Origin of the sequence: Desulfosporosinus sp. FKB, from assembly GCF_002196705.1 — a bacterium.
In the GTDB taxonomy this organism is placed as follows: domain Bacteria; phylum Bacillota; class Desulfitobacteriia; order Desulfitobacteriales; family Desulfitobacteriaceae; genus Desulfosporosinus.
Genome location: NZ_NADJ01000032.1, coordinates 63,835 through 82,181 on the forward strand (window position 1 = coordinate 63,835; position 18,347 = coordinate 82,181).

18 protein-coding genes are annotated in these 18,347 nt (G+C 42.0%); 17 read left to right on the forward strand and 1 reads right to left on the reverse strand.

Annotation, left to right across the window (positions count from 1 at the left end):
• Positions 1-142: 142 nt before the first annotated feature.
• The 17 genes from B5Y67_RS10635 (at position 143) to B5Y67_RS10720 (ending at position 17,496) form a co-directional block, all read left to right on the forward strand.
• Entirely contained in the window at positions 143-1,522 is a 1,380-nt protein-coding gene (locus B5Y67_RS10635; RefSeq protein WP_088226412.1) for an ATP-binding protein, read from the forward strand.
• A gap of 253 nt (positions 1,523-1,775) precedes the next feature.
• Positions 1,776-3,506: a sigma-54-dependent Fis family transcriptional regulator gene (locus B5Y67_RS10640; protein WP_088226495.1), complete on the forward strand. Its 1,731-nt coding sequence runs from the start codon at positions 1,776-1,778 to the stop codon at positions 3,504-3,506.
• Between the two features lie 271 nt (positions 3,507-3,777).
• The gene (locus tag B5Y67_RS10645) at positions 3,778-4,848 is read left to right on the forward strand and encodes a Glu/Leu/Phe/Val dehydrogenase (protein WP_088226413.1); all 1,071 of its coding nucleotides are present in this window, start codon (positions 3,778-3,780) and stop codon (positions 4,846-4,848) included.
• A gap of 106 nt (positions 4,849-4,954) precedes the next feature.
• Positions 4,955-5,176, forward strand: coding sequence for a ferredoxin family protein (locus B5Y67_RS10650; protein ID WP_088226414.1), 222 nt, complete (start codon positions 4,955-4,957; stop codon positions 5,174-5,176).
• Positions 5,169-6,242 (forward strand): 3-methyl-2-oxobutanoate dehydrogenase subunit VorB, encoded by a 1,074-nt coding sequence (locus B5Y67_RS10655; RefSeq protein ID WP_088226415.1) that lies wholly within the window; start codon positions 5,169-5,171, stop codon positions 6,240-6,242. The genes B5Y67_RS10650 and B5Y67_RS10655 overlap by 8 nt, the downstream gene beginning before the upstream one ends.
• Positions 6,239-6,988 carry a thiamine pyrophosphate-dependent enzyme gene (locus B5Y67_RS10660; RefSeq protein WP_088226416.1) on the forward strand — a complete coding sequence of 250 codons (750 nt, stop codon included), beginning with the start codon at positions 6,239-6,241 and terminating at the stop codon, positions 6,986-6,988. The genes B5Y67_RS10655 and B5Y67_RS10660 overlap by 4 nt, the downstream gene beginning before the upstream one ends.
• Positions 6,988-7,536, forward strand: a complete 549-nt coding sequence (locus tag B5Y67_RS10665; protein WP_088226417.1) for a 2-oxoacid:acceptor oxidoreductase family protein — start codon at positions 6,988-6,990, stop codon at positions 7,534-7,536. Before B5Y67_RS10660 ends, B5Y67_RS10665 begins: the two co-directional genes overlap by 1 nt.
• A 134-nt stretch (positions 7,537-7,670) precedes the next feature.
• Positions 7,671-8,207, forward strand: coding sequence for an NUDIX hydrolase (locus B5Y67_RS10670; protein WP_088226418.1), 537 nt, complete (start codon positions 7,671-7,673; stop codon positions 8,205-8,207).
• A complete protein-coding gene (locus B5Y67_RS10675; protein WP_088226419.1) occupies positions 8,207-9,370 on the forward strand; it encodes an endonuclease Q family protein in 1,164 nt (387 codons plus the stop codon). Before B5Y67_RS10670 ends, B5Y67_RS10675 begins: the two co-directional genes overlap by 1 nt.
• Positions 9,371-9,410: 40 nt before the next feature.
• A complete protein-coding gene (locus B5Y67_RS10680) occupies positions 9,411-10,010 on the forward strand; it encodes a stage II sporulation protein M (protein WP_088226420.1) in 600 nt (199 codons plus the stop codon).
• Between the two features lie 348 nt (positions 10,011-10,358).
• Positions 10,359-11,474, forward strand: a complete 1,116-nt coding sequence (gene ald / locus B5Y67_RS10690; protein ID WP_088226422.1) for an alanine dehydrogenase — start codon at positions 10,359-10,361, stop codon at positions 11,472-11,474.
• Positions 11,475-11,648: 174 nt separating this feature from the next.
• A complete protein-coding gene (locus tag B5Y67_RS10695; protein WP_088226423.1) occupies positions 11,649-11,873 on the forward strand; it encodes a hypothetical protein in 225 nt (74 codons plus the stop codon).
• Between the two features lie 103 nt (positions 11,874-11,976).
• Complete coding sequence (gene xerD / locus B5Y67_RS10700) at positions 11,977-12,885, forward strand: site-specific tyrosine recombinase XerD (RefSeq protein WP_088226424.1); 909 nt, start codon at positions 11,977-11,979, stop codon at positions 12,883-12,885.
• A 37-nt stretch (positions 12,886-12,922) separates the two neighbouring features.
• Entirely contained in the window at positions 12,923-14,095 is a 1,173-nt protein-coding gene (locus B5Y67_RS10705) for a phosphopentomutase (RefSeq protein WP_088226425.1), read from the forward strand.
• A gap of 27 nt (positions 14,096-14,122) precedes the next feature.
• Positions 14,123-15,424: a pyrimidine-nucleoside phosphorylase gene (locus B5Y67_RS10710; RefSeq protein WP_088226426.1), complete on the forward strand. Its 1,302-nt coding sequence runs from the start codon at positions 14,123-14,125 to the stop codon at positions 15,422-15,424.
• Between the two features lie 254 nt (positions 15,425-15,678).
• Positions 15,679-16,164, forward strand: a complete 486-nt coding sequence (locus B5Y67_RS10715) for a CoA-binding protein (RefSeq protein ID WP_088226427.1) — start codon at positions 15,679-15,681, stop codon at positions 16,162-16,164.
• Positions 16,165-16,347: 183 nt separating this feature from the next.
• A complete protein-coding gene (locus tag B5Y67_RS10720; protein WP_088226428.1) occupies positions 16,348-17,496 on the forward strand; it encodes a D-alanyl-D-alanine carboxypeptidase family protein in 1,149 nt (382 codons plus the stop codon).
• On the opposite strand, the gene sigF is transcribed toward B5Y67_RS10720, so the two are convergent.
• On the reverse strand, positions 17,493-18,344 hold the full coding sequence (gene sigF / locus B5Y67_RS10725; RefSeq protein ID WP_088226429.1) for an RNA polymerase sporulation sigma factor SigF: 852 nt from the start codon (positions 18,342-18,344) through the stop codon (positions 17,493-17,495). The two genes, B5Y67_RS10720 and sigF, sit on opposite strands and share 4 nt — an antisense overlap.
• Positions 18,345-18,347 lie beyond the last annotated feature (3 nt).

The following is an 18,347-nucleotide window of genomic DNA, read 5'->3' on the forward strand; positions in this document are numbered from 1 at the left end:
TAATCTCTAAACCTTGATTTTAATTTTCTTATAAGTTTAGAAACCATGGATATTGTTGATTTGGGAGGAATATTAAGGGGATGCGTTGAATATTTAGCATATAGGTAGAGAATAGGAGCTGCATCGTAATGAGGTTTTTTAATTGCAAAATATAAACGAACATTACAAGTATTCAATAGAAAGGGAAGTAACTTATAATAATTATAATCGTACAGGAAAGTTAGCGTTAATCTTGTTTTTGGGAAGCTTTGTTCTTGTACTTATAGACCAAATCAATAGGTTCAAGGGTCTCTGGGTAATTACAAATGGTTATAGGTATCTTTTTTATTCTCATGTTGTTTTAGGTTTAACATCACTCATTTATCTTTTGTTTTTCTACAAAATTAAAGCCCGTTCCCCCAATGAGGTAACATATTTACATGAATTTTATGGAGTATCGTTTGCCTTTTTTATGCTAAGTCTTACCGCCGTGATATCAGGCTTTATCGACCAACAAATTCATAGAGAAATTACAGTTTATATACTAGGATGTTTCACAATAGCTGTAATGTTTTATTATAGCTTAAAGGTGTCCTCAATTTTGTATGGATTATCCTGGGTAATATTAATGGCCTTCCTGACTATTAGTCAGAAGGACCTAACTATTCGCCAAGGAAACTACATAAATGCGTCGTTTTTAGTTATAATCTCATACTTTTTATCAACAGTTCTTTATAAATTTAAACGTTGTGAGTTAATGCATAATTACTATTTAGAGAACTTGGTCGCTGAGCGAACTAAAGAATTGCAAACGGCAAATGAATTACTTTCACAAGAAATTGTCGAACGTAAACGGGCTGAGATAGAGATGGTCCGGATGGATAGGTTAAACTTAATTGGTCAAATGGCAGCCAGTATTAGTCATGAAGTTCGAAACCCGATGACGACAGTAAAAGGATTTTTGCAATTGCTTAAATCTAAACAAGAGCTAAAAAATCAGGAATACTTTGATCTCATGATAGAAGAGTTGGACCGCGCAAATTCTATCCTTTCAGAATTCCTATCTATCAGTAAAACTAAGACGACGACGTTGGAAAGGTGTAATATTAATGATATTGTTAATTATACCTTGCCGCTAATTCAAGCTGATGCTCAATATAACGATACATTATTAACTTTAGAGCTGAATAATGTGCCGTATTTACAACTTAACGCTCAGGAAATACGGCAACTTCTATTAAACCTAGTACGTAATGGATTTGAAGCAATGGAATGTGAGGGGGGATTGAAAATAACTACTTATTCAACCAACGGTGAAGTAGTACTGGCTGTATCGGATGAAGGTAAAGGAATCGAGCAGTCTTTAATTGAAAAGTTGGGCACACCATTTTTTACGACGAAAGAACAAGGTACTGGTTTGGGATTAGCGGTGTGTTACGGTATAGTATCACGGAATAACGGAAGGATAAGTGTTGAAACAAGTCCTAAAGGTACCACATTTTACGTGTGTTTTAAACCGAGTTATGAACATAATCCCATATAAAATCTTAAATAAAGCAAAGAACGCATATATTAATAAATCGAAATAAATAGCTTTGTAGCTGTTCGATTGATTGTTCAAACATCTCTATGTTAAAGACTTGGAGGTGTTTTTTATTTGCCATTTTTGCAATAACCTGCAAAGCAGGATTTTGCAGACCTTTGGCGAATATTTGGAATAGTTATTAAGATACTGTTTTTTCTGATAAATAGTACTGGAATTGCTCGCAGGATTAGAAGGAGGTCGGGTATTGGGTATGTTCAGACGTCGTGAGCTTGAGAAAATGGCTGTCGAAACGAAACAAGCAATTATAGGAATAAACCTATTAAATGAAATTGTTATCTGTAATTTCCAAGCAGCAAATTTTTTAGGTTACACCCCTGAAGAGATTATAGGTAAAGATTTATGGCAGATAATACCCGATGATCCTTTGCCTTCGATCAGAGATACTCAGAGGATGGAGTTTAATAGATTTAGCCGAATAGGAAGCAAAATGTTTATAGCTAGCCGGGCTCCTTTTAAAGACGAGCAGGGAAGAGTTACCGGCGCTGTTGCTTTTTTGCAAGACATGACCGAACATGAAATCCTCAAGGCCAAGGTTCATTCTTTGCAGGAACTTAAGATTCTTTTGACTGCAATTATTGATTCTACGCAGGATGCCATTTCAGTCGTTGATGAAAACGGCTTGGGATTTTTAATAAATCAAGCATATACTCGATTAACCGGATTTACCGCCGAAGAGATCGTTGGCAAACCTCCGACTGTTGATATTGCTGAGGGAGAAAGTATGCATCTTAAGGTCGCTAAAACTCGTCAGCCTGTCAAAGGAGTAATCATGAAAGTAGGTCCCAAGCGAAAAGAAGTAATTGTCAATGTTGCCCCCATTATGATATCGGGACAATTTCGTGGTACTGTGGGAGTCCTCCATGATATTTCCGAAATTCATAAACTCTCCGAAGAACTAGAAAGAGCAAAACGGATTATCCGGCACTTAGAAGCCAAGTATACCTTCAGCGATATTATCGGTGACAGCGAAGCTATTAGAGCGACGATTGCTCAGGCGGAACGTGCTGCCGCGACGCCGGCCACCGTGCTGCTGCGGGGAGAGAGCGGTACTGGAAAAGAATTGTTCGCTCATGCGATTCATCGTTCTAGTGACCGGCAAAAAGGTCAATTTATTCGTGTTAACTGCGCTGCTTTAGCGGACAACTTACTCGAGAGTGAGTTATTCGGTTACGTCGAAGGAGCCTTTACCGGTGCCAAACGAGGCGGGAAAATAGGGCTCTTTGAAGAAGCTAATGGAGGAACTATTTTTCTTGATGAAATTGGGGAAATTAGTCTTAATCTCCAAGCCAAGTTGCTGAGAGTTCTCCAGGAGCGTGAAATTGTCAGAGTTGGAGACAATCGGGCCTTTCATGTTGATGTCCGTGTTATTGCAGCGACTAATGCTAATCTTGAAGCTGAGCTTAGAACTGGGAGATTTCGCGAAGATTTATACTATCGTTTAAATGTTGTTCCTGTTATTATTCCTCCTTTACGACAGCGTAAGGATGACATTCCCTTATTAGTTCATCATTTGATTGCCAGCTTTAATCAGGAATACGGCCGATGTGTTGAGGGAATCGGTGATGATGCCCTGCAAATTTTGTTAAATTATCATTGGCCGGGTAATATTCGCGAATTGGAAAATATTTTAGGCCGTGCAATTATTAATATGAGGATCAATGAGACTGTTATTGAATTGCAGCATTTGCCGGTTTTGCCGCTTCCAAATAGTAATATCATGGAAACTAAGCTGCTTGAGGTTCAGGATATTACAGTCGGGGAAGAAGATATAGGATTCGAGGCTTTGCAGAGACAATGGGAACGGAATATACTTCTGGCGACGTTGCAAAGAACTGGGGGAAATAAAACAAAAGCCGCTAAACTGCTGCAAATGTCAATTCGAAACTTCTATTATAAGCTAGAAAGGAATGCTTTGATTTAGGATACTGCAAAATATTGCAAAATATAGTTGAAAATTCATGCTTGCATTTAGTTGCAAGCATGAATTTTTTTGCAGTAATTGGTTCTTGTCTTGGGAAATTAATGTTCCTTAATCGCAAGCATTTGGGCCGTGTACTCCGCATCAATACTGGGTTTCTAAGGGGCGTAATATTTATTTAAAAATTAACAATATTGAAACGGTTTTGGCATCTTTATTGCAAATCATTTAGTCGAGTGTTTCAATGCGAAATGACATAAAGGGGGAAGGAACATTGGATATTTTTAAATATTTAGAAACGTATGATTATGAACAATTAATCGTCTGTCAGGATCGAACTTCGGGACTTAAAGCAATTATTTGTATTCATGATACAACCATAGGCCCCGCACTTGGGGGAACAAGAATGTGGAACTATGCCAGCGAAGAGGAGGCAATCCTTGATGCTCTGAGACTCGCCCGAGGGATGACATACAAAAATGCTGCCGCCGGACTAAATCTTGGCGGCGGTAAAACCGTTATTATTGGCGATTCTCGCACTCAAAAAAGTGAGGAGCTCTTTCGCGCTTTTGGACGATATGTACAATCTTTAAACGGCAGATATATCACGGCAGAAGATGTGGGTACAACAGTTCGAGATATGGATTGGGTGCATCTTGAAACGAATTTCGTAACAGGGGTGTCCGCTTCGGGAGCATCGGGTGACCCGTCCCCGATGACGGCACGGGGAGTATGGAGAGGGATGAAAGCTGCGGCGAAAGAGAAGTTTGGTAAGGATTCACTCCAAGGAAAAAAAGTAGCTATCCAAGGGCTGGGGCATGTTGGGTATTATTTGGCCAAGCATTTACAGGAAGAAGGGGCTAAACTCATAGTGACGGATATTCACGAGGATGCAATTAAACGAGTACTCAATGAAATGGAAGCGACCGTCGTAGGGCCTGACGAAATTTTTGGTGTCGAGGCTGATATATTTGCCCCTTGCGCTATGGGCGCTGTTGTTAATGATGAAACAATACCTCGTTTTAAATTCGCAATTATTGCCGGGGCCGCAAACAACGTGCTTTTAGAAGAACGCCATGGCGATAAGCTTCACGACTTAGGGATTCTCTATGCGCCGGATTATGTCATTAATTCTGGCGGAGTTATAAATGTAGCGGATGAGTTAGAAGGATATAATCGTGCAAGGGCTTTGCAAAAGGTGGACATGGTTTACGACAATGTAGAAAAGGTTTTAAAAATAGCCAAGGAAATGAATATTCCAACCTACAAAGCCGCTGATCGCTTGGCTGAAGAAAGGATACGGCGTTTAGGACAAATTCGTTCCACCTATTTAAGAAATAGATAAAGGTTTAGTTTGGGCAATTTCTTTTATGAGAGGAGAAAATACACTTCGATAGATCGTTGTATTATGGATTACCAACCTCCCATGAGGTTCATAAAGGAGGGAAACTATGCTTAAAGTTGAGTTCGATGAGGATCGTTGTAAGGGGTGCGAACTTTGTTTGGAGGCCTGTCCGAAACATATTGTGAGTATGGCGGGGCATCTGAACGCTATGGGTTTTCATCCTGCCACTGTACGTGATCAGGAGAAATGTATTTCCTGTGGGTTCTGCGCCAGAATGTGTCCGGATGTTGTAATCACGGTACGAAAGGAGGAAAAGGGAAATGGGTAAAGTTCTTATGAAGGGGAATGAAGCTTTGGGCGAAGCAGCGGTTCGTGCCGGATGTCGGTACTTTTTTGGCTATCCCATTACTCCGCAGAATGAAATTCCTCATTATTTAGCTAAGCGACTTCCTGAGGTAGGCGGGGTTTTTGTGCAAGCTGAATCTGAAATTGCGGCCATTAATATGGTTTATGGTGCCGCCGGGAGCGGGGCACGGGTTATGACATCTTCTTCAGGACCGGGGATAAGTCTTAAACAAGAAGGAATATCCTACATTGCCGGAGCTGAACTTCCTTGCGTTATCGTAAATATGCAGCGGGGTGGGCCAGGGCTAGGCGGTATTCAACCGGCTCAATCGGACTATTTTCAAGCAGTCAAAGGCGGCGGACATGGAGATTATCGCTTGCTTGTCTTAGCTCCGGCGACAATTCAAGAAATGGTGGATTTGATGGGAAAGGCTTTTGACTTAGCGGATGAATATCGCAATCCGGTAATGATTTTAGGAGATGGGATTCTTGGTCAAATGATGGAAGCTGTTGAATTGCCGCCTGAAGATCTAAGCTTTAAAATCCCTTCCAAGCCTTGGGCAACAACTGGAGCAAAGGGGAGAACCCCCAATATTATTAATTCGCTTTATCTGGATCCGTTGGAATTAGAGAAACATAATCTGCATCTCCGCAACAAATATGAACAGATGCGTAAAGAATCTATGGGAGAAACTTATAAAACAGAGGATGCAGAACTAGTCCTCGTTGGTTATGGATCTGCTGCTCGCGTGGCAAAAGCAGTTGTGGATCAAGGCAGAGCGCGGGGGTTAAAAGTCGGATTGTTCCGACCGATTACGTTATTTCCATTTCCTAAAGATGATCTGCAAAAGGCCTGCTGCCAAGCCAGACATGTTATAACTGTCGAGATGAGTTTGGGTCAGCTTATTGAGGATGTTCGCTATAACTTGGAATTTAAAGTACCTGTTCATTATTGCGGACGTGTTGGAGGCATGATTCCGACAACCCGTGATATTTTAGCAAAAATTGAAGCCTTAACGAACCTTCAAGGGGAGGGTGAAGAGGTATGATTACCGTTTTTGAACGACCAAAGTCACTAACCTCTGCTAAGACTCATTATTGCCCAGGATGCACTCATGGGATTATTCATCGCCTTGTTGCCGAAGTTATTGACGAGCTTGGAGTACGTGAAAAAACCATTGGAGTTTCTCCTGTCGGATGCTCGGTTTTAGCGTACAACTACTTTAATCTGGATATGCAGCAAGCGGCACATGGCAGGGCTCCTGCTGTTGCTACAGGAATTAAACGGGTCAATCGTGATAAGATAGTTTTTACCTATCAGGGCGATGGCGATCTGGCTTCTATCGGTACGGCTGAAATAATTCATGCCGCTGCCCGAGGGGAAAACTTCACGACAATTTTTGTTAATAATGCGATTTACGGGATGACCGGGGGACAGATGGCCCCGACGACGTTGTTAGAACAGGTGAGCCAGACCTCTCCCCAAGGGAGAGATCCTTCGCTTCAGGGATATCCTATACGTATGTCGGAAATGCTTGCGACCATTGAGGGTGCTGCCTTCATTGCCCGGGTTTCCGTGCATAACCCGCAAGAGGTCAGTAAAGCCAAAAAAACTATAAAGAAGGCCTTCGAACTTCAGCAGGCAGGGCGAGGTTTTACCTTGGTGGAAGTTTTGTCAACCTGTCCCACCAACTGGGGTTTGACTCCAAGAGAGGCGTTAAAATGGTTAGCCGACAAAATGATTCCTGTTTATCCTCTCGGTGTCAAAAAAACACTTGAGGGGGGAGAAATCTAATGTTGCAAGAAATTATCCTGGCGGGTTTCGGTGGGCAAGGAGTTATGTCGATGGGACAACTGCTGGCCTATGCCGGGCTTGAAGAAAACAAATATGTCAGCTGGATTCCTTCCTATGGGCCGGAAATGAGAGGAGGAACTGCAAATTGCTCGGTTACAATATCTGATAAAGAAGTCAGCTCTCCGATTATTACGGAACCGAATACCCTCATTGTTCTCAATCGTCCATCACTAGAAAAGTTTGAGGGAGATATTCAGCCCGGAGGATGGTTGCTTCTCAATTCTTCGCTGATTGACTTGGAACCACGAAGACAAGACATTAATGTTTTCAAGATCCCTTCCGCCGACATCGCCAGCGAAAAACTTAACAACTCTCGGGTAGCGAATATGATAATACTTGGGGCATATATTCAGTTAATAGGTGCTGTGAGCTTGGAATCAGTCGTTAATGCCCTGAAAAAAGTTCTGCCGGAGTATCGGCATGATCTTCTTCCACTTAACCGACGTGCCTTAGAATTGGGAATCGAGCTGGCTCAGAAAGCTTTATAGAGAAAAGGAGATGCCGCTGCACAACGAACTATCAGTTCATTTTGCAACGGCATCAATCATGTTGGTGTGCTATTTTGTATTCGTCGCTCAGATGGCATAAAATAGTGTCAGATGTGCTGAAAGAAGGGTTAATTATGAACGATAAGCAAAAATTATCTGAAACACGTATCGCGGGAGAAGTGATCTTTGAGGGACGTATGCTTCGCCTAGAACGAGATAAAGTCGCATTGCCCAATGGAAGTGAGACGTATCGAGAGGTTGTTAGGCACCCCGGAGCTGTTGCCGTTATCGCTTTACAGGATCAGGAAATCCTTATGGTTCGTCAATATCGATATCCTATTGCTCGTGAAACGTTAGAAATACCCGCCGGAAAAATTGATCCCCAAGAATCTCCATTGAACTGCGCGATTCGCGAACTGCGTGAAGAAACCGGCTATAGGGGAACTATGGAATTAATGGGTACTTTTTATACAACGCCGGGTTTTACGGATGAGGTTATGCACATTTTTTTAGCTCGAGATTTGGTTTGGGATCCTTTGGCAACAGATGATGATGAGTTTTTAACGGTGGAGAAAATTCCCTGGAGTGAAGCATTAAGACGTGCTTGCCAAAATGAGTTTATTGATGCCAAAACAATACTTGGAATTTTGCTTGTCCAGGAGCATATATAATGATTTATGCGGATTTACATATTCATATTGGACAAAGTCTTGATAATAAGCTGGTTAAAGTCACAGCCTCAAAATCTTTAACCCTTCCCAATATTCTGGAGGTTGCCCGGGATATAAAAGGTCTGAATATGATTGGAATTGTAGATGCCCATTCGGAGGGTGTTCGTAACGATTTCAGAACCTTGCTCACTTTGGGGGAGATCCATGCTCTGGCTGAAGGTGGATATGCTGCCAAGGGCTTAACAATTATTCCCGGACATGAAATCGAATTGCAAATTGGGGAGGGGAACGCACATTTTCTGGCCTATTTTCCTTCTCTCGGCCACATAGAAGACTATGCCCGGGAAATAAGGGCTGCTACAAAGAATTGGCAGTTGAGTACCCAGAAAGGTCATCTTCAAATTGAGCAGTGGCTGGAGGCTGTCGGAAAAGCTGAGGGAATATGGTTTCCGGCTCATGCTTTTACTCCCCATAAAGGAATCTATGGAAACTGCTGTCGCCGCTTGGCTGACGTTTTGCCCATTCTCCCTCGAGGACTGGAAATTGGTTTAAGTGCGGACAGAGCTATGGCTAAAAGTATCAGTGAACTGGAGAATGTGGTTTTGTTCAGCAATTCAGATGCTCACTCTTTAACCAACATCGCTCGAGAATATAATCTGCTGGAGAACGTTGAATCTTCTTTTCAAGGATTAAGTGATTTATTGTTAATAAATCCAAAAGGAAGTGTGCGGAATTTTGGCCTGCCGCCGAAAGTGGGCAAGTATCATCGGACATACTGTTTGCATTGCGAACAGGTTGTTTTAACGTCTCCGCCACAATTGTCATGTCCTGTCTGCGGAAGTCATCACGTAGTGGCAGGGGTTTTGGATCGTGTAGTAAGTATTGCTGACAATACCTTAACTGATAATGATCCTTCAAGTTATGTATATCAGGTGCCCCTGCAAAGGCTCCCGGGAATTGGACCTAAAATGTATCAGCGGCTGCTAAATCATTTCAAAACTGAAATGGCAGTTTTGCATGAAGTTTCTGAAGAAGAATTAATCCCGGTGGCCGGTGAAAAAATAACAGCCTGGATTTTAAAAGCTCGGCGCAATGACTTGGAATTTATCTCTGGCGGAGGGGGCGTATTTGGTAAGGTTTTGGACATACTTTCCCTTGAATAGGAATAAAATTCCATATAGAAAAGGGAAAGGGGGATTTTCTATGTGGAAAAAGCTAGGCGATCATATTTGTAAATACTGGGTTATCTATCTCACACTTTCGAGCGTTTATTTGGCTGGTGTCGTGTTTGGCGCTTTGGGAGTCAAAGCTTTAGGAGCTTCGGCTGCCTCTCAATTGGGGGATTTTCTCAATACGCTTTTAAAAAATCAACCAGTTGATTTAAACCCGGTATTTCTCGGGCAATTGGCGAGAGATGTTTTTATTATCATGGTAGGAATATGGATCCTAGGACTTACCATCATTGGGGCCCCGTTAATTTATCTCATTGTTTTTACGCGAGGTTTTATTCTGGGTTTTACGGTTAGTTTTATTATTAGCTTTAAAGGAATGTTGGGCCTTGGCTTAATCCTTGTAACTGTCTTAGTGCCTGCGCTTTTGGGAATCCCCTTATTGTTATTAGGAGCAGGCTTGGCAACTATCTTTTCCTTTTTATTATTAAGGGGTAAAGCCAGAGGAGAATCACTGCGCCGAGAGTTTTTGTATTATACCGTGGCTGCGGCGTTTGTATCTCTTGGCGCAGTATTTGTAGGAGTTGCTCAAGGGTATTTTTCAGTATTGGGTACTCGAGTTTTGGGGTTGTAAGTTTAAAAACAAGGAAAATAGCCTGCATTATTTTGCATTGCAACAATAAGCATGCAAAATAATGCAGGCTATTTAAAACGTTTAATTGTCATAAATCTCTTAAAATTCAGATATTGTTGCCAGTAAACTCGTTCAGCTAAAGCTGAACATGGGGTCTTCGGCGGGACTTTACCCCCACCGAAGAGCGCTCCCGCCTGTAAAGGCGGGAGTCTTACGATTGGATAAAGACACAAAAAAGTCATTGAGAGAGTTAAATCTTGTGCTGTTTGGATCTTGCTTGCTTCTGGCATAATAATTGCATTATAATTAGCAAAGTTAGGAATATTGATTAAAATGGAGGTTTGCATTATGCTGATTGGAGTACCAAAAGAGATTAAAAACAATGAGAACCGTGTTGCCATTACTCCTGCGGGTGTCCATGCTTTTACTCTGACCGGACATCAGGTCGTTGTGGAAAAATCTGCTGGAGAAGGTAGTGGAATTACCGACGAAGAGTATGTCAAGGCTGGTGCCCAAATCTTAGATTCTGCAGCCGACGTTTGGAATGCTGACATGATTATCAAGGTCAAGGAACCGATAGCACCCGAATACGACTTTTTTAAACCAGGACAAATTTTATTCACTTATTTGCATCTTGCTAACGAACCGGAATTGACCAGGGTACTTATGGAAAAACAAGTTGTTGGGATAGCCTATGAAACGATTCAGCTCGACAATGGCTCTCTGCCTTTGCTGGTTCCTATGAGCGAAGTGGCTGGGCGAATGTCAATTCAAATCGGTGCCCAATTTTTAGAAAAACATTGCGGCGGAAAAGGAATGTTATTAGGTGGGGTTCCTGGAGTGTCGCCGGCTAAAGTTACGATTATCGGCGGGGGAATTGTAGGTACAAATGCGGCTAAAATGGCTGTTGGAATGGGTGCCAATGTCATCCTGATTGAAAAAAGCGCTCAACGGCTTCGCGAAATCGATGATCTGTTTAACGGACGAGTTAAAACTCTTATGTCAAACCCTTATAATATTGCTGCCAGTGTCGCTCGGGCGGATCTGCTTGTCGGAGCTGTGCTTATTCCTGGTGCCCGTGCTCCCCACTTAGTAACAGAGGAAATGGTAAAAACCATGACCCCCGGAAGTGTTATCGTTGACGTGGCTGTTGACCAAGGGGGCAGCATAGAAACCATCGATCGAGTTACTACCCATAGTGATCCAGTCTATATTAAACACGGTGTGGTACACTATTCGGTTGCTAATATGCCGGGAGCAGTCGCTAGAACCTCGACCTTTGCCCTGACCAATGTTACCTTAGGTTATGCTTTGGATATTGCTAATAAAGGATATTTTAAGGCACTCCAGGAAAATCGCTCGCTGCGCAAAGGAATAAACGTTATTAACGGAAAGTTAACTTACAAAGCTGTTGCTGAATCATTAAATATTATGTATACGCCTTTAGAAGAAGCTTTGCTCTAAGACCTGGTGTCATGACCGGTATTGTTAAAGCAGACTATTCTGAAGAGTGACTTCGAGTGAAATCGTGATATGGTTTCACTCTTTTTTCAGGGCCGAGTAAAACTCGGTCCTGAATTTTTTGGGGGATAAGGACAATCGTGAGTTGCATAAGCTTTAGGGATAGGAGGTAGAGTCATGCCAAAAAAACATTGGAGAGACTTTTTCTTATATTTGGGACGGGTATTTCTCCTCCTGATTTTACTTGCTGTGTTGCTCCCGAAACTTGCTGTCGTCTGTAATATTTGGGTTTCATCGTTGCTTCATAATGATGATAAACCTATGGGAAATCCGATGAAAGTCGAAGCACCTGGTTGGACAAAATCCGTTTTGCAATTATTCCCTATCTCTCAGAAAGAGTGATAATTTCCCTCAAAATTCCGAGTAAACAAGGAAAAGTGCTTATCTGCGTAGAATTTAAAAGTGTGATTTTGAATTTATTTTGAATTTAAATAGGGGGGATTTTATGACCTCCACAGAACAGCTTTTGCAGCAATATATTATGTTTCTGCATGTTGAACGAGGGCTTTCCTTGAATACTCGCCAGGCTTATGAACTTGATTTACGCCAGCTTGTTGTGTTCCTCGAGCAGAGGGAAACGGATGTTTTCAAATGTGAGCATAATGATCTCTTCTTATTTCTGCTTCACTGGAAAGAACAGGGTAAATCGCCCCGAAGTATTGCCAGGTGCAATGCTACGCTGCGAGGGTTTTTTGCCTTTATAATGGAGGAAGGGAAACGAAGTGACAATCCCAGTACATATCTTGTCACTCCGAAGCTAAATCAATCTCTTCCCAAAGTGTTGTCTGAAGGAACAATGGACAAACTATTAGAAACAAATGATACAACGGATGCTGCTTCACGAGATTTGGCAATCTTGGAAATTCTCTATGGAGGCGGTTTACGGGTCTCGGAGTTAATTAATCTCCGCGTAGGGGATGTATCATTGGATGTTGGGTATGTACGCTGTCTGGGAAAGGGAAATAAGGAACGGATCGTACCATTGGGAGAACCAGCGATACGGGCCGTTAAACGTTACATAACGGGTGCAAGAAAGCGTATGTGCGGAAAGTCCGCGAGTAATTTCTTATTCGTAAATGCGCATGGACATGCGCTAACTCGTCAAGGAGTAACATTTATTTTAAAAAAGTGGGGAATGTCTCATAATCTTGAGAAAAGGATTTCGCCTCATATGTTCAGGCATAGTTTTGCAACTCACTTGTTGGATCATGGGGCAGATTTGCGTTCCGTGCAGGAGTTACTAGGCCACGCAGATATTTCTACGACTCAGATATACACGCATTTAACAAGAAAACGCTTGTTAGATGTATTTAATAAGTCTCATCCGCGTGCTGATGGGAAAATTGACGAATAACACTAGTTTGAAATTATTTATAGATGGAGGCCAAATTATGAAGCGCAGTATTATTATTGTCTTAGACAGTGTCGGTATCGGAGAAATGCCTGATTCTAGTAAATATGGAGACGCAGGAAGCAATACGTTGCATAATATTGCCGAAGCTGTGGGGGGGCTGGAGCTTCCAAATCTGGAAACGCTGGGGCTGGGGAACATTTACCAGATCAAAGGTGTGCATGCCCAGTCAAATCCTAAAGGAAGTTATGGCAAAATGGCAGAGGCTTCTCGAGGCAAGGATACTACCAGCGGGCATTGGGAAATAGCGGGAGTTATTTTAGAGAGCGCGCTCCCAACCTTTCCTCAGGGGTTCCCACGGGAGTTCATTGATCGTTACGAGAAGGCAATCGGACGAGGTGTACTTGGCAACGAAGTCGCTTCAGGAACAGAAATCATTCAGCGCTTGGGTGAAGAACATATGAGAACGGGAAAACCTATTGTCTATACTTCTGCGGATTCGGTATTTCAGGTTGCGGCTCATGAAGAGGTTGTTCCTTTGCCGGAACTAATGCATTTTTGTCAGCTTGCCCGTGAAATGTTAACTGGTAATTTGGAAGTAGGAAGGGTTATTGCTCGTCCTTTTCTTGGACAAGCCGGTGAGTTTTATCGAACTTCGAATCGGCACGATTTTGCCTTGGTACCTCCTCGCAAAACGTTATTAGAATATATTTCTGAACAAGGCCTCGCAGTCAATGCTGTTGGAAAAATTCACGACATTTATGCAGGGAAGGGGATTACTGACTTTTGCTCAACAAAGAACAACATGGATGGTGTTGATAAAACTTTGGCGTATATGACTAAAACGAACGCCGGTTTGATCATGACAAATCTCGTAGACTTTGATATGGTGTATGGCCACAGGAATAATGTGGAAGGTTATGCTCAAGCTTTGAAGGATTTCGACCAACGTTTGCCGGAATTAATGGCGCTTTTGCGCCCGGAGGACTTGCTGGTCATAACAGCTGATCATGGCTGCGATCCCACATTCCCGGGAACCGATCATACACGAGAATATGTTCCGCTGCTGCTTTATGGGCAAAGCGTAAAACATGGAGTGAATCTGGGAGTAAGATCAACGTTTGCTGATCTGGGGGCAACTGTTGCAGCCTATTTAGGCCTTGATCCTCTTCCAGTAGGAAAAAGTTTCTTAGCCGAGATTAGAAATGATTGAGAATAGGCAGGACATGGGGTGATTTATATGAGAACGGTTGATTTGATTCAAAAGAAAAAACGCGGCGAAACTTTAAATACCGATGAAATTAACTATTTAGTTCAGGGATACGTTAACGGCGAAATTCCTGATTATCAAATGTCAGCATTTCTCATGGCTGTTTACTTTAAAGGAATGAATAAAAGAGAGATCGCCGACCTGACGTTATCATTTGTGGATTCTGGAGATAGAAACGACTTATCAGCAATACATGGGATTAAGGTTGATAAACATTCATCGGGTGGCGTAGGCGATAAGCTTAGTCTGGTTATTATTCCGCTTGTTGCATCTGCGGGAGTACCCGTTGCTAAAATGTCTGGAAGAGGATTAGGACATACAGGCGGTACCATAGATAAATTAGAATCTATACAAGGCTTTAAGACAGAGCTGGATAGAGAAACGTTTATTCATAATGTAAATAACTTTAAAATGGCCATTGTCGGTCAGAGTTCCAATTTGACACCCGCGGATAAGAAGATCTATGCCCTTCGAGATGTGACGGCAACCGTTGACAGCATACCATTGATTGCCAGCAGTATTATGAGCAAAAAAATAGCCTCTGGTGCTGATTGCATAGTGCTGGATGTTAAAGTTGGTTCTGGAGCCTTTATGAAATCCATCCCCGAGGCTATTGAATTAGCTAAGACGATGGTGGGAATCGGGAAATCGCTGAATAGAAAAACAATTGCCGTTGTTACAGATATGAGTCAGCCTCTTGGACATGAAGTGGGAAATGCTAATGAGGTAAAAGAAGCCATTGAAATCTTGAAGGGACAAGGAGCGGACGATGAAACGACTATTGCTTTGACTCTGGCGTCTTATATGACTGTCTTAGGAGGGGCCTTCAAGGATTTTGATATTGCTTATTCGGAACTTAGTCATGTTATTAATTCCGGCAGAGCGGTCGAAACGTTAAAAGAGTTGATAGAAATTCAAGGCGGAAATTCAAAGGTTGTTGACGTACCTGCGTTACTTCCCCAAAGCGGCCGCCATATTGAAGTAAAAGCCGCAGGTGAGGGATATGTTGCAGCCATTGATGCTGAAAAGATAGGCATAACTGCTATGCTGCTCGGCGCAGGAAGAAAGAAGAAAGAAGATGCCATAGATTTTTCGGCGGGAGTTACAATGTTGAAGAAAGTTGGAGATAAGGTTCGTTTGGGGGAAGCGATTTGCATTTTGCATACAAATCTGAAGGATTATAAAGAAGCTCTGGAAACGGCGAATCAGGCATATTCCTTCAGTAGTATAAAATCGAAGCCCGGAAAGTATATTTATGAAGTAATTCAATAAGAAATAAGCTTGTTATTCCATAAGAGAAGAAATGGGTCTGTTGCAAATGCATAAGCCCCCCCATTAAACGAAACCTTGCATAAATAGTGGCTTAATTATCCACTGATATGCAGGGTTTTATTTATAAAAACGTATAAATACTTATTATGCAACGGCCCAGTCAATTAGTGTTGATTGAATCGCTTAAGGCACAATAATCATAAATTTCTCTTCCCAACGTATATGATAGAGAGGGTATTGGGAGGGGGGATATTATGACTCGAGAGAAAACGATTTTTTCATTTCTTGAAGGTCTGACCACGAAGGATACATTTGCGGTTCTGGGGAATGCCCGGAAATTTAAAACTCACAAACATGCCTGGAAGGCTTGGCGGGCGTTAAAAGAATTTGGCTGTTTAGCTTATCCCGTTGCTGAAGATTTACAGCGAATTGATGGGAGCAAAGTATATTCAGGTGTCCAGGAACTAAAGGATAAGATAACTGTCATCGTACCTTGTCTGTTACCGGAGGAAATGCCGTCACTTGTCACAGAGGCTTCGTTTGCCGGAGTAAAAAAGATTTGGTTTCAAGAGCAGACATGGAGTCAAGATGTCCAAGAGGAATGCGAGAAAATGGGAATTCAAGTCTTCCGTGGATGTGTCCTTCGACATAAAAAATATCCTGCACTGAGTCTTTGTTACTTAAATCCTTGTTACTGGCATGGGTTAAAGGATTCGAAAGTTCCATCGAAACGTTACTAAAAGTTACTAAAATAACAAGAGAACATCAGTAAAACAAGAGAAAACAAAGTTTTTAAAGCCTTTGGGATATTTCCTAAAGGCTTTGCTATATTATACATATTTTAATGCTGCTTTTAATTCTCATTACTATATAATTTCTCTTTTCGGGAATAATAACATCAAATTTAATGAGGAGGAGTCAAGATGAGAAAAGGATTAGCAGTTGTTCTTGCTTTCATGCTTGTACTAGGCAATATTGCCTTTGCTAATGTTCCTTCTGTAATGGGAGCGGAGATTGTAACGGATGCCGCGAGTGCTGTATTGATGGATGCTGCATCGGGACGAGTTCTCTATGAAAAGGATATGAATAAGGAATTGCCTCCGGCAAGCGTGACTAAACTAATGACCTTGTTAGTGGCTGCAGAGGCTGTCGAATCTGGAAAGGTTAAACTAACGGATAAAGTTACGGCGAGTGAGAATGCCTGTAAGCTAGGCGGGTCACAAATTTATCTTGAACCTGGAGAGACCTTTACTTTGGAGCAAATGTTAATTGCCATTGCTGTTGGTTCAGCAAATGATGGTTGTGTCGCTGTGGCAGAACATATTGACGGAACTCATGAAGCCTTCGTCGAGGAAATGAATCGCAAAGCTCAGGCATTAGGCCTGAAAAACACTCATTTTGCAAATGCCTACGGATTACCTGCTGAAGGACATTATACCAGTGCCTATGATTTGGCAGTAATTGCAAGAGAAACTCTTAAATATCCTTTGATTCGAAAATTAACAAGTATCAAAGAATATGATTTGCGCGATGGAAAATTTAAATTATGGAATACGAATAAACTTCTCTGGTGGTATCCGGGAACGGATGGCTTTAAAACCGGTTGGACCAATGAAGCCAAATATTGTCTTGCCTCCACGGTTGAGAGAGATGGACTGCGCTTAATTTGTGTCGTGATGGGAGTGCCTCAGGTTAGGGGGCATTTTGCGGAATCAATGAAAATCTATAATTATGGTTTCGCCAAATATCAATTTAAAACCTTTGCTCCAACGGGTCAAAAAGAGGGAGTCGTTAAAGTTGCCAAAGGGAAGGAAAACACAGTAAATGCAGTCACAGAGAAAGCCTTTGGCGCTACCATTGAAAAAGGAAATGATAAAAATTTCTGGGTCGAAACTAAGCTCAACCCAGAAGTAAGTGCTCCTATTAAAAAAGGACAAAAACTTGGCGAAATTCACCTCTATCGTAATGACATTTTACAAAGCAGTGTAAATCTGATTGCTGATCATTCTGTGGAAAAAGCTGGCTTAACGGAACAGATAACACGCACTCTTAAAGGTGTTATCGGATATTAGCCGGGGTCTCTTCTGTGCACCTTTTTCGAGGTTGTTTCTGAGTCTGAATCAGGGGCAGAGGTTCGGTCAGAGTGTTCCTCAATTTTGGATAATTCGCGGATTCGCATGAGGGCCGCTCTCTCAATTCTGGAGATTTGAACTTGTGAGAGGTTAAGGATCGCTGCGATTTGACTTTGAGTTTTATCTTCAAAAAATCGCATTAAAAGAACATTTTTTTCACGTTCAGGCAGTTTATCCAAAACCTCATTCAGGGCGATTTTATCAAACCAACCAGGGTCTGCCCCTTTTTCTGTTGAAAGTTGATCAAGCACATAGATGGGATCGGAGTCATCTTGATAGAGCGTATCGTAGATGGATGTGGGGCTTTGTATAGCCTCCAAAGCCGCAACAATCTCCTCTCGATCAACTCCGATATTGGCGGCAATTTCGCCGATTGTCGCCTCTCGGCCTAATCTGGAAGAAAGTTCATCACGCGCACGGTTTACTTTATAGACTAATTCTTTATAAGACCGAGGAACTTTTAAAGGATGATCATCACGAAGGAAACGTCTGATTTCTCCAATAATCATGGGCACGGCGTAGGTAGAGAATTTGACTCCATAGGAGAAGTCGAATTTATCAATTGCTTTAATTAGACCAATAGTTCCAATTTGAAAAAGGTCTTCAAGTTCGTAGCCTCTATGGGTAAAACGCTGAACAAGGTTAAATATAAGTTTCAAGTTGCAATTGATTAAACGCTCCCTTGCTTCCGTGTCGCCTTCCTTAGCAGCATGGAGATTCTTCATCATCTCTTCATCAGAGAGAAGGGGAAAATGAGGAAGATTCATATCCGTTAGTCGTTGAATCATGTC

Excerpts from the sequence above, each read along its gene's own strand:
- B5Y67_RS10640 (WP_088226495.1), top strand. The coding sequence starts at position 1,776 with ATGTTCAGACGTCGTGAGCTTGAGAAAATGGCTGTCGAAACGAAACAA.
- B5Y67_RS10650 (WP_088226414.1), top strand. The coding sequence starts at position 4,955 with ATGCTTAAAGTTGAGTTCGATGAGGATCGTTGTAAGGGGTGCGAACTT.
- B5Y67_RS10655 (WP_088226415.1), top strand. The coding sequence starts at position 5,169 with ATGGGTAAAGTTCTTATGAAGGGGAATGAAGCTTTGGGCGAAGCAGCG.
- B5Y67_RS10660 (WP_088226416.1), top strand. The coding sequence starts at position 6,239 with ATGATTACCGTTTTTGAACGACCAAAGTCACTAACCTCTGCTAAGACT.
- B5Y67_RS10665 (WP_088226417.1), top strand. The coding sequence starts at position 6,988 with ATGTTGCAAGAAATTATCCTGGCGGGTTTCGGTGGGCAAGGAGTTATG.
- B5Y67_RS10670 (WP_088226418.1), top strand. The coding sequence starts at position 7,671 with ATGAACGATAAGCAAAAATTATCTGAAACACGTATCGCGGGAGAAGTG.
- B5Y67_RS10675 (WP_088226419.1), top strand. The coding sequence starts at position 8,207 with ATGATTTATGCGGATTTACATATTCATATTGGACAAAGTCTTGATAAT.
- B5Y67_RS10680 (WP_088226420.1), top strand. The coding sequence starts at position 9,411 with ATGTGGAAAAAGCTAGGCGATCATATTTGTAAATACTGGGTTATCTAT.
- ald (WP_088226422.1), top strand. The coding sequence starts at position 10,359 with ATGCTGATTGGAGTACCAAAAGAGATTAAAAACAATGAGAACCGTGTT.
- B5Y67_RS10695 (WP_088226423.1), top strand. The coding sequence starts at position 11,649 with ATGCCAAAAAAACATTGGAGAGACTTTTTCTTATATTTGGGACGGGTA.
- xerD (WP_088226424.1), top strand. The coding sequence starts at position 11,977 with ATGACCTCCACAGAACAGCTTTTGCAGCAATATATTATGTTTCTGCAT.
- B5Y67_RS10705 (WP_088226425.1), top strand. The coding sequence starts at position 12,923 with ATGAAGCGCAGTATTATTATTGTCTTAGACAGTGTCGGTATCGGAGAA.
- B5Y67_RS10710 (WP_088226426.1), top strand. The coding sequence starts at position 14,123 with ATGAGAACGGTTGATTTGATTCAAAAGAAAAAACGCGGCGAAACTTTA.
- B5Y67_RS10715 (WP_088226427.1), top strand. The coding sequence starts at position 15,679 with ATGACTCGAGAGAAAACGATTTTTTCATTTCTTGAAGGTCTGACCACG.
- B5Y67_RS10720 (WP_088226428.1), top strand. The coding sequence starts at position 16,348 with ATGAGAAAAGGATTAGCAGTTGTTCTTGCTTTCATGCTTGTACTAGGC.
- sigF (WP_088226429.1), bottom strand. The coding sequence starts at position 18,344 with ATGATTCAACGACTAACGGATATGAATCTTCCTCATTTTCCCCTTCTC.